The sequence below is a fragment of the Streptomyces pathocidini genome, assembly GCF_001418495.1.
Lineage (GTDB): Bacteria > Actinomycetota > Actinomycetes > Streptomycetales > Streptomycetaceae > Streptomyces > Streptomyces pathocidini.
In genome coordinates this window covers 1-10,257 of the sequence record NZ_LIQY01000196.1, presented here as the reverse complement: position 1 = coordinate 10,257, position 10,257 = coordinate 1, and the positions used below count along the sequence as shown (strand labels likewise).

The window sequence follows — 10,257 nt, the reverse complement described above, 5'->3', positions numbered from 1 at the left end:
GCCTCCCGACCGGCCGCCGGATCGCCCGCCCGAGACGACGCCTGAGGAGCCGTCACTGTCACCTCCGACGTCGCGTTCTGGCACATGGACCCCACAGCGGCGCGACCACGGGACGCGCCCGCGGACCCACGAACCCGTACCGGCGTACTGGCGTACTGGCGTACTGAACGGCCGTGAAGTAGGCCACATGGTTCACCGGCCTGTGCACTAATGACAAGGCCTGTTGATAACAGCTTGGAATCAGGCAAGAAACCAAGCACAACCAAACGCACCCAGCAGACACCCCCAGTGGGGTGTGGCGGGCGGGCTGGGGTGACGGTGCGCGCGGCGCGGGCCGGCCGTCGTCATGACGCGCTGGGCGGTCGGCGGAAAGCCCCGGGATCCGGGCATCGGATGGCACAGTTCTGGCGTTTGGACAGGTGTCCAGGCGATCCGGAGCATCCGAAGGAGAGCGGCATGTCGATCAAACTCGGTCTGGCACTCCCCCAGACCAAGCAGTTCACCATCGGCCGTGACGTCCCCGCGGTGGCGCGCTCGGCGGAGGAGACGGGCTACGAGAGCCTGTGGGTCTTCGAGCGCGTCCTCTTCCCCGAGCCGATGACCGAGGGGTTCGCCGGCATCCCCGGCCTCCCCTGGCCCGAGCACTACCGCTCGGTCGCCGACCCGCTGGTCACCCTCGCCCTGGCCGCCTCGGCGACCCGGCGCGCCCGCCTCGGCACGAGCGTGCTCGTCGCGCCCCTCCACATCCCCTTCCAACTGGCCCGCGCGCTCGCCTCGCTGGACCGCGCGAGCGGCGGCCGGGTCGTGCTCGGCACCGGCACGGGCTGGTCGCACGACGAGTACGCCGCCTCCTCCGTCGCCCCCTTCGAGCGGCGCGGCGCCGTCCTCGACGAGCTGCTGGACGTCTGCGCGGCCGTCTGGGGCCCCGACCCCGTCTCGTACGAGGGCGAGCTGACGACCATCGCGCCGTCCGAGGTCGGCCCCAAGCCCGCCCGGCCGATCCCCGTCTACCTGGCCGCCTTCAGCCCGCGCGCCTCCCGCCGCGTGGTCGATCGGGCGGACGGCTGGATGCCGGTGGCCATGGGCGCCGAGCAGCTGGCCGAGGGCTGGCGCAGGCTCCAGGACCTGGCGGCCGAGCGCGGCCGGGAGCGCCCCCTCGACGTCTGCGTGCGCGTCAACGCGTACTACAGCGCCGCGCCGTACGAGGGAGACGATCGCAAGCCCTTCCAGGGCAGCGTGGACCAGCTGGTCGAGGACCTGGTCGCGCACGCGCGGATCGAGGGCATCACGGAGTTCCTGATCGACTTCCAGGCCACGGTGCGCGACGCGCAGGAACTGACGGACGTGGCTGCGGAGTTCTACGCGGCGGCTCGAGCAGCGGGCGTCTGAGTTCGCGGAAGGCGGGCGTCTGAGTTCGGGCAGCGGGCGTCTGAGCTCTCAGGCGGCGGGGCGTCTGAGTTCTCGGGCACGACTCGTACCGGGTGGCACCGAGCCGGAGGGCCGTCCTTCGCAAGCATCCCTGCGGCGGCGATGCTGCCTCGGACGGCCCCCTGGCACCCTTTGACTCAGAGGTTGAACTTCGCCACCACCGCCAGGTGGTCCGAGGGCCAGTTGCTGCCGCCGCCCCAGGTGCGCGCGCTCGTCACGTTCAGGGTGGGGCCGCCGCGGTAAAGGATGAGGTCGATGCGGTCCTGCGGCTCAGGCCGGCCCTGGTTCGTCTTCACCACCGGGGACCAGGTGTTGCCGGGCACCGTGGCCTCGTCGGGGTTGACCTTGCGGTACGCGTCCGAGTACCCGGCGTCGGCGAAGATCTTGGTAGCCGGCCACTGCACCACCGAGTTGCAGTGCACCGCCTGGGTGTCCGCCGTCCAGTCCAGGTGCGAGGGGGTGTTGAAGTCGCCGGCGATGATGGCGGGGCTGGAGCCGGCCCAGTTGAGGATCTCCTGGGCCTGCTTCTTGCGGTTGGCCTCGTCGGCGTAGATCGTCGCGTAGCTGTCGTTGTCGAAACAGGCGTTGTACGGGCCGTACTTGGTGTAGTCGAGGTGCACTGAGTAGATCCAGACACCCTTGATCTTGACCGCGACCGTGCCGCCGCCGCCGGCCGTCCAGTCCTCTCCCTCGAAGGGCAGGCGGCTGACGATGTCGACGTCGGTCCCGGTGTCGGTGGCATACCAGCCGAGCTTGGCGGCGATCTTCTGGGTGGAGTCGGCCGAGTACTCCTGCAGCGAGACGACGTCCGCCCCGGCCTTGGTGATCTCGGCGGCGATCTTGTTGACACCGTCGGTGACCTTGGTGCCGCCGAGCCAGGTGTTGAGGCTCATCACGGTCAGGGTGTCGGCGGCGGATGCGGTGGGCGCGGGGCCGGCGACACCGAGGGTGAGTCCGGTGGCAAGGGCAAGTCCGGCCACCCGGGAACGTATTCTCATGTCCATGCCATGGTGATACCAGGCGGTGACGTGCCGCAACAGGAGTTCGGGGTGAACGTCCGGGGTGGGCACGTTCACCGCGTACGCGCGACGGACCGCGTTCACCGCGTACGCGACGGACCGCGGTCAGTCCAGTCCGCGCAGGAACTCCGCCGCCACCGGCCCCGCGTCGCGCCCTCCCGAGCCGCCGTCCTCCAGGAACACGGCGAAGGCGAGGTCGCCCCGGAAGCCGATGATCCACGCGTGGGTGTGCGGCGGATCGTCCGAGCCGAACTCCGCCGTGCCGGTCTTCGCCCCCGGGCTCCCCGGGATCCCCCGCAGCGCCGACCCCGACCCCTTCGTCACGACCTCGTTCATCAGGGTGCGCAACTCCCGCGCCACGTCCCCGTCCAGCTGCTTCGCGGCCCGGTGCCGCTTCCCGACCGCGTCCGGGACGAGCACCGGCTGCCGGAAGGCACCGTCCTTCACCGTGGCGGCGACCGAGGCCATGACGAGCGGGCTCGCCTCGACCCTGCCCTGGCCGATCATCCCCGCGGCCTTGTCGTTGACGCCCTCGGGCACCGGCACACTGCCGTCGAAGGTGGCCGCCCCGACGTCCCACGCGCCGCCAATGCCGAACCGCCCAGCCGCGTCGGTCAGCGCGCCGTCCCCGAGCCGGTCGCGCAGCCCGATGAAGCCGGTGTTGCAGGAGCGGGCGAAGTCCTCGCGGAAGGTGCTCCCGGCGGGCAGCTCGAACTCGGTCTGGTTCTCGAACTTCTGGCCGTCGACATCGGCCGTACGAGGGCAGGGGGCCGATGTCCCGGGCGTGACACCGGACTTGAGCAGGGCGGCGGCCGTGACGACCTTGAAGGTGGAGCCCGGTGGGTAGCGACCGGTGAACGCCCGGTTCTCCCCGGAGTCCGGGGTGTTGGCGACGGCCAGGACCTCGCCGGTGCTGGGGCGCAGGGCGACCAGGGCCGCGTTCTTGTCCGTGTCCGCGAGAGCCTGGTCCGCGGCGCGCTGCGTCCTGGGGTCGAGGGTGGTACGGACGGGGCGGCCCGGCTCGGCCTTGCTGCGGTAGACGACGCGCCCGTCCCCGTACGCGGGGGTTCCGGCGGCTCGTACGGTGATGCCCGCCGTGCCCGCGAGGCGCCGCTGGTAGCGGTACTGGAGCCCGCCGGCGCCGACGGCGTCCGTGGCCACCGCGCCGGCACCCGCGTTGCGCAACGTCTCGGCCGTGGCGGGCTGAACGCCGCCGACGAGCGGTTTCGCGTGGGTGGCCACGGCACGCTCGAAGTCGTGGAACTGCAGCCCGCGCGCGGCCATGAGCTTGTCCCGCACCTTGCGGAACGTCTCGTCCCGGAGCGTGACCACGGGTACGGCCTGGTCCGGTCCGGCCTTCTCCACCCGGGACCTGAGGGCTTCGGTGTCGATGTCGACGCCGAGGTCCGGGTCCTTCAGCGCCCGGTAGACCTGGTCGGGGTCCTTGACCTTGGCGGGCCAGACGCTGACCGCCCACACAGTGGTCTCCGGGGCGAGGTTGCTGCCGTCGGCCGCCAGGATCCCGGCGCGGGGCGGGAGTTCGCGGTCAGCCCACAGCTGACTCGTCGGCTCCTTGAGCTCGGGGTGGATCACGGCGGGCGTAAAGTGCACCTTCCAGGCCCCGTCGGCCGCCTTCCGCACCTCGGCGCTGGACCGGTACTTCCAGGTCCCCGCCCCGGCGAGGTCGAGCTCGGCCCGGAACGGGACGCGGGCGGTCCCTTCCCCCTTGCCGTCCCGCGGGTCGCCTTTGCGGTCCTGCGGATCCCCCTTGCGGTCCTGTGGGCCCCCCTTGCCGTCCTGCGGATCCCCCTTGCCGTCCTGCGAGTCTCCCTTGTCGTCCTGCCTGGCGTCCGGCGTCAGCCGCGCCTTCTCGATGCCCAGCTCCTGCTTCAGCCGGGCCAGTTCGGCCTGCGCCGCGGCGGGATTGTCGGTGAAGGAGCCGGCCTTCCGCGCGTCCCCAGCGGCCCACGCGGAGAGGAAGCCCCGCGCCGCGCGCGTCGCCTCATCCTCCTGCCCGGAGCAGGCGCCGACCGAACCGGCGAGCAGGGCGCCGGCGAGGACCGCCGCCAGGGGATGGCTGTGCCGCATGGGGATCCTTCCCGCTGACCGAGACGCGTCCGGCTCCCTCTGGGAACCGGTTCGGCAATGTACCGCGCCCAACCCCGACCAGCCCCGACTTGCCGACCACGCGGCCGACTCGGCGGATCCGTGGTCCAACCCGCTGATGTGAACGGCTGACCCGCCCCGTGCCGCCCCGAGATTCCCCGAAAGATCAATATTCGCGGGTCGTCAGATGACCAATCCTGCGCGACATGCGAGGAGGCTGCGGGGCCGCATCGGCGCTCCCCCTCCGGATGCGCCTTCCGCGCTCTCTTGCGCCGTGCCGCACTCCAGTGCACGCCCTGGCGCAGGGTAATTGAGGGGACAACAGTCTTATACGACTATCCAGCCGAGGAGGTTCCATGCGCCGCAAGATCCTATCGCTGGCGGTTTCCCTCGCGACAGCGTGCTCGCTCGCGTTCATCCCTGCCTCCACCTCAAGCGCCGTACCGGTAAGCGCTGACCCGGGCGATAACCCGGCAGGACTGGCATGCAACGTCAACGGAGAAGGCGTCTTCGACAACAAAACCAACAAAGGGAAAGTGACGTTCTCCTACGTCCGCTGCCTCGGAACTCAGCCGACCAAGCTCGCCACTTGGACCGCGCACCCTCAAGACGCCACGATCGAATGCCTGGAAAACGGCAAGATCCTCAACATCCAGGCAGAGTTGGAGATCACCTGGATGCGCACCGACCTGACGAAGGCGAGCGGCACCTCTCATCTCCACTTGGAGATCAACACCAGCTCCCTCCTCCATCTGGTCCACCTGGAGCACAGGATCACCTCCGGCCCCATGGAGGGCAAAGCCTTCAACGAGTTCGTGCCAACGGGCGGCCTCCTGGCCGTCGTTGGAATAGGCTGCGACGTCCGACGGCTATCCCTCCTCTCGGCCGAAACAATCCTCAGGTAACCTCGCGCTCTGGGCGGTTGCTGAGGTGCTGCTCGGCGGTGGCAGGCGGTCCTGGTGGGACGGTGTCCCGAAGGAGGCTGTGGATCTGCTGGATGATGTCGGGTGACGTCAGGCCGTAGCGGTCCTGAAGCGATGTCAGGGTGTCCGCCAGGCCGGGGGCATCGGTGAACTCGCAGGTGATGATGGCGTTCTCGTGCACCCGGCCGTTGGCGTTGATCCGGCTTGCCCGGACCAGGTCGAGGTGGTGTGCCAGTACCCCTGTCAGCTCCTCGGTGAGGCCTCGCACCGGGAACTGGACGGCGAGGCGGCGACGCCCCTGGTCCAGTGCGGCCGCGTGGTCCGCGGACCAGGTCCCCTGTGCCATGTCGACGAGGCAGTCGTAGGTGTTGCAGCCGGACGCTGCGATGGACAGTGTCGTCGAGCCGGACACCCGTGGATTGATCTCGATGATCCGGTAGGTGCCCTCGGTGTAGATCATCTCGACTTCGAGGGAGCCTTCGAGGCCGAGTCCGGCGCACAGGGCGCGGAGCCGGTCAGCCACCGGCAGGAACCGCGCCTCCGCGACGGGGTGCGGCGCGGAGTACCGCAGTTGCCCGTACAGGTCCTGGGGCAATCCGCCGGTCGCCCCCTTCCAGATGAGGGGCTGGAGGACGAAGGCGCCGCCCCGGCCCACGATTTCCACCGAGCACAGCTCCCCGCGCAGGCACTGTTCCAGGAGCGCATTGCAGTTGTGGGGAGCGCGCAGATGCTCGCGCAGCTCGCTCTCGTCGTGCAGCAGGGTGATGCCCTTGGCGTAGCAGTCCCACAGGGGCTTGGCCAGCAGCGGGTAGCCGAGCCGCCCGGCGTGGTGGCGGACGAGGTCGTGGTACGCGGGCACGGACAGGGCGCGGCCGTTGAGCAGGTCACCGTCGAGCAGGACCCCGTCCGGTGTGGCGAGGCCGTGGTGCCGCATCAGCTCCTTGGTCTCCCACTTGTTGGCCAGCGCTCCCGTTGCCCGAGCTCCGTGCATGACCACGGGAATGCCACGCGCGGCCAGCGCCTCCTTGGCCAGGGAGTCGCGCAGCGCGTGCCGGTCGGCGACAGACAGGGAAATCACCCGGTCCGGGCCCCAGCGGACCAGCCGGCCGACGAGTTGGTCGCAGGAGATATCCGGGTCGAGTCTCTCCGTCTCACCGGGAAAATCCGTACGGTCGCAGTCGCCGTGCGTATAGAACAACTTGGCGCGGATGCCGTCGCGGGCAAACCGGTCCGCCAGGCGGGCCAGGTACGGAGCAGTCTGCTGGATTTCCGTGGAACGCAGAAAGGCGATCTTCGTCATGTCGGCTTCGGCGGCTCGACCGCGTGACCTCGGACCGCCAGCGCCGCCTGCCGCATGGCCTCCAGGGGGGCCGGACGGCCGGTCTGGAGCCGCAGCTGCTGGGCAGCTTGGTGGACCAGCATGGGCAGTCCGCCCACGACCCGGCGTCCGGCACGTTCGGCGGCCGTCGCCAGGGCGGTGGGCCAGGGCCGGTAGACGACGTCCAGGAGTACGCCCGGCGACCCGGTCCAGGCCGCGGCGAGCGTGTCGGCGGCATGCGGCGGAACGGCGGAGACGACCACGTCAGCCGTCAGCTGCTCGGCTGCCTGAGACCACGGCCTGACGTCCAGGGGGATGTTCAGCCGGCGCGCCGCCTGGGCCAGTTGGCCGCACCGCTCCGCGGCGCGGACCACGGCCGTCACCCGCCCGCAGTCCAGCGCGCGTGCGGCGGCCAGCGCCGTGGCGGCGGTGGCTCCGGCGCCGAGTACCGTCATCGACCGCGCGCCGGTCACATCCGCCTCGCGCAGTGCCTGGACCATGCCGTGCACGTCGGTGTTCTCGCCGATGAGGCGCCCGTCGCGCAGCACGACCGTGTTGGCGGTGCCGGTCTCGCGTACGAGCGGTGAGACCTCGTCCAGCAGCGGCACCGCCACCCGCTTCAGCGGCATGGTCAGCGAGAGCCCTGCCCAGGTGCCGTCCAACGCGTCGAAGAAATGCCCAAGTTGACCGGGGAGGCAGTCGATGGCCCGGTAGCTCCAGCTGTCCCAGGGACTCCCCATGGCCGTATAGGCAGCCCGGTGGAGGACGGGTGAGAGGGCCGTGCCGATGGGCGAGCCCAGGATGGCGAGCTGTTTCACGCGTCCCCTCCGTGGTGGAGTATGGCGCGTACGCCCTCGTCGCCCTTGTCGTAGGCGACCCCACGGACCACGGCGACCGGCGCGCCCCGCCCGCGCTGGCCCAGGACCACGCCGGCGGCGGCGGCCACCAGATCACTGAAGGTCTCCGTCTGGCCCTTGACGCGCCCGTCGGGCTCGGTGTGCTCGGTGACCCTCAGGGGGCTGATTCCGGCGGCACCCAGCGAGATGACGGTCGCGCCCTGCCGGTCCGCGCGCCCGTCGGAGTCAGCGATGACGACGGCGACCGTGGTGCCCGTGGCGGCGGCGATGGCGTCCCGCAAGGCGCGGGCGGAGGCGTCGGGGTCGGCCGGCAGCAGCCAGGCACCGTCGGTGCCGTCACGGTCGATGCCGGCCGAGGTGAGGGTGTAGCCGAGGTGGTGACGGGCGATGATGGGGCCGCGCTCGGTGGCCAGGTAGTGCTCGGCGGACTCGTCCAGTACAAGCTGGACGATCTCCGCGGGCTTGCCCGTCTTCGCGGAGAGCTCCAGCGCCTGTCGTCCGGGCGTGACCGTGTCGAGGTCCACGCGCCGCCGCTCCGCCATGGAGACGACCTTGGAGGCGACGACCAGGATGTCGTCGTGCTGGAGGGAGAAGGCCCGGTCCTGCACCACGCCGACGATGGTGCGGGCGAGATCGTCGCCCTCGCCCACGACGGGGAACGGCTCCAGGGCGGTGACCGTGAACTGCGAGGTGGGTGCGCTCATGATGCCGGCTTTCTGAAGAGGTCCGGGCGCAGGGCCGCGGACAGGCGGAGGTGGGCGTCGGCGAGCTGCTGCGCGCGCCGCTCGGAGGGGGCCCGGCTGCCATCGGCGAGCCAGGTGCGGACGTGGTGGACGTAGTGCGGCCAGAGACGGTCCGCCGCCTCGTGAGCGGGCGTTCCGGTGCTGACGGCACGCCAGGCGTGGGCCAGGGGCAGCGGCCATGAGGCGCGCTCGAAGCGGCCGGCGCCGCCGGTCGGCAGGAACGCGTCGAGCGCGGCCAGCATGGCCGAGCGCTGCTCCTGCGGCAGCGGCCGGTCGTCCGGCCGGTACACCACCGGCCGGGGTGAGGGCGCAGGCGCCAGGGGCCAGGAGGCGGTGAGGGAGAGCAGCACCGGCACCGCCTGGGAGAAGATCGGTGGCAGATGGCCGAACGAGGGGGCGTGCTCCTTGGGCCGTGACAGGCGCACCGGCACCACGGACTCTCCCGCGGCTGCGACGCTCAGCAGCAGGAACGCGTCGATGCCATAGCCGTCGACGCACTGGGACAAGGGCGGCTCAAGACCGTTGACGGCCCGGCCGACGGCGGAGACGGCGGCCTGGGACAGCGCGAGGTCCCCGGCGAGCGGCTGCGGTACGTCCAGGCCGGTGACCGCGGCGATCAGCGGCCTGGCCAGGTGCGAGGTGAGGTTGCCCTCGTACCAGTGCCGGGGATAGTCGGCGATGGCGCAACCGTCGCCGGTGCACGCGTGGTTGACCAGGGCGCGGTAGACCTGCGGGTCGGGCCGGCGGGTGTCCGTGTCGGCGATGAGCACCGCGCCGGGCGGCCGCACCCGCTCCACGGCGTGCCGGATCTGGGTGCCCTTGCCGCGCGGCAGCCCGGTCAGGGCGACCGTGCGGGCGCGGGTGGGTACGGCGGCGAATGCCTCGGCGGTGTCCGGCGCGTCGGAGGAGTCGGCGTGCACGATGACGGCGCGCTCGTCGTCCAGAGCTGCGTCGACGGCCGCGGTGACGGCGGCGATGGTCGCCGGCTCGTTCCTGCTCGGCAGGATCGCGGTCACGGGGGGCTTCATGACGGGGGCACCTCGGCCGCCTCGGTGATGAGGTCGGCGGCTCGTTCGGGATCGGGGGCGTAGAGGTAGTCGAACCGGCGGCCCTCCAACAGGGAGATGAGATGGCTGCGCCACCGGGCGCAGGCGGGCGTGTCCAGCGGCCACACCGGTCCGTAGGGAGCCTCGGCGATACCGTCCAGCGGGGTGGGGATGCCGGAGATGTAGCGGGCGAGGTTCTCGTGCAGCCGCAGATATTCGTTGCCGGAGAAGGGGGTGGCCGGGATCAGCCGGGCCTCGGTGACCCGGGAGTGGACGGTGACGCGGACGATCCGGCCGAGCGGGGCCGGGGCGCCGCGCAGCGGCCGCAGTTCGACGACCGGCTTGGGGGCGTCCCCGAGCGCCGGGTCCGCCGGGCGCACGGCGGCGGTGCGCTTGCCGGGCAGCACCGTCACCGCGCCCTCGCGTTCGCCCAGGACGACGAGGTCGTCCCCCAGGTGCGTCCAGCCGCGCGCCGCCAGGGCCAGCACCGTACTGGTCTTGCCCGCCCCCTTGTTGCCCAGCACCAGCACCGCCTGCCCGTGCGGCGCGCAGACGGCGCTGGCGTGCACGGTGGTCAACTGCTGTTGCTGGCGGGCCCGTTCGAGAGCGGTGTACGTGGCGTACCCGAGCGTGGCCGAGGCGGCGCCCCGCCGGGTGAGCCGCAGGCGCACCGTCGTGGCGTCGACCGCCTCGACGCCCGGCGGGCCCTGGGTGACCTCGACGAGCAGCCAGGGGCCATCGCCCGCCGGGGCGGTGGGGGAGGTCGACCAGCCACCGGGCAGGAGGCGGTCGACCGTGGCCGCGGCCGCGGCCGGGC

General features: G+C 71.6%; 9 protein-coding genes. 2 read left to right on the top strand and 7 right to left on the bottom strand.

The window, feature by feature from the left end:
• Nucleotides 1-456 precede the first annotated feature (456 nt).
• Entirely contained in the window at nucleotides 457-1,389 is a 933-nt protein-coding gene (locus tag AOK16_RS11330; protein WP_055472126.1) for an LLM class F420-dependent oxidoreductase, read from the top strand.
• A 176-nt stretch (nucleotides 1,390-1,565) separates the two neighbouring features.
• Here AOK16_RS11330 and AOK16_RS11325 read toward each other — a convergent pair whose 3' ends face one another.
• Together AOK16_RS11325 and AOK16_RS11320 are read right to left on the bottom strand one after the other, a co-directional pair.
• On the bottom strand, nucleotides 1,566-2,426 hold the full coding sequence (locus tag AOK16_RS11325; protein WP_107098319.1) for an endonuclease/exonuclease/phosphatase family protein: 861 nt from the start codon (nucleotides 2,424-2,426) through the stop codon (nucleotides 1,566-1,568).
• 126 nt (nucleotides 2,427-2,552) lie between these two features.
• The gene (locus AOK16_RS11320; protein WP_055472125.1) at nucleotides 2,553-4,535 is read right to left on the bottom strand and encodes a penicillin-binding transpeptidase domain-containing protein; all 1,983 of its coding nucleotides are present in this window, start codon (nucleotides 4,533-4,535) and stop codon (nucleotides 2,553-2,555) included.
• Nucleotides 4,536-4,909: 374 nt separating this feature from the next.
• On the opposite strand from AOK16_RS11320, the gene AOK16_RS11315 reads away from it, so the two are divergent.
• Nucleotides 4,910-5,458, top strand: coding sequence for a hypothetical protein (locus AOK16_RS11315; RefSeq protein ID WP_157859177.1), 549 nt, complete (start codon nucleotides 4,910-4,912; stop codon nucleotides 5,456-5,458).
• On the opposite strand, the gene AOK16_RS11310 is transcribed toward AOK16_RS11315, so the two are convergent.
• The 5 genes from AOK16_RS11310 to AOK16_RS11290 form a co-directional block, all read right to left on the bottom strand.
• Complete coding sequence (locus tag AOK16_RS11310; protein WP_055472123.1) at nucleotides 5,451-6,776, bottom strand: ATP-grasp domain-containing protein; 1,326 nt, start codon at nucleotides 6,774-6,776, stop codon at nucleotides 5,451-5,453. The two genes, AOK16_RS11315 and AOK16_RS11310, sit on opposite strands and share 8 nt — an antisense overlap.
• Nucleotides 6,773-7,612 (bottom strand): shikimate dehydrogenase, encoded by an 840-nt coding sequence (locus AOK16_RS11305; RefSeq protein WP_055472122.1) that lies wholly within the window; start codon nucleotides 7,610-7,612, stop codon nucleotides 6,773-6,775. Before AOK16_RS11305 ends, AOK16_RS11310 begins: the two co-directional genes overlap by 4 nt.
• Nucleotides 7,609-8,355: a coenzyme F420-0:L-glutamate ligase gene (locus AOK16_RS11300; protein WP_240483519.1), complete on the bottom strand. Its 747-nt coding sequence runs from the start codon at nucleotides 8,353-8,355 to the stop codon at nucleotides 7,609-7,611. Before AOK16_RS11300 ends, AOK16_RS11305 begins: the two co-directional genes overlap by 4 nt.
• Nucleotides 8,352-9,422, bottom strand: coding sequence for a glycosyltransferase family 2 protein (locus AOK16_RS11295; protein ID WP_055472121.1), 1,071 nt, complete (start codon nucleotides 9,420-9,422; stop codon nucleotides 8,352-8,354). The genes AOK16_RS11300 and AOK16_RS11295 overlap by 4 nt, the downstream gene beginning before the upstream one ends.
• Nucleotides 9,419-10,257: phosphoenolpyruvate carboxykinase (ATP) (locus AOK16_RS11290; protein ID WP_055472120.1), on the bottom strand; the 839-nt coding region annotated here is incomplete at its 5' end. The genes AOK16_RS11290 and AOK16_RS11295, both read right to left, overlap by 4 nt.

Bases quoted from the DNA above. Each gene is read 5' to 3' on its own strand.
- AOK16_RS11330 (WP_055472126.1), top strand. From the start codon at position 457: ATGTCGATCAAACTCGGTCTGGCACTCCCCCAGACCAAGCAGTTCACC.
- AOK16_RS11325 (WP_107098319.1), bottom strand. From the start codon at position 2,426: ATGAGAATACGTTCCCGGGTGGCCGGACTTGCCCTTGCCACCGGACTC.
- AOK16_RS11320 (WP_055472125.1), bottom strand. From the start codon at position 4,535: ATGCGGCACAGCCATCCCCTGGCGGCGGTCCTCGCCGGCGCCCTGCTC.
- AOK16_RS11315 (WP_157859177.1), top strand. From the start codon at position 4,910: ATGCGCCGCAAGATCCTATCGCTGGCGGTTTCCCTCGCGACAGCGTGC.
- AOK16_RS11310 (WP_055472123.1), bottom strand. From the start codon at position 6,776: ATGACGAAGATCGCCTTTCTGCGTTCCACGGAAATCCAGCAGACTGCT.
- AOK16_RS11300 (WP_240483519.1), bottom strand. From the start codon at position 8,355: ATGAGCGCACCCACCTCGCAGTTCACGGTCACCGCCCTGGAGCCGTTC.
- AOK16_RS11295 (WP_055472121.1), bottom strand. From the start codon at position 9,422: ATGAAGCCCCCCGTGACCGCGATCCTGCCGAGCAGGAACGAGCCGGCG.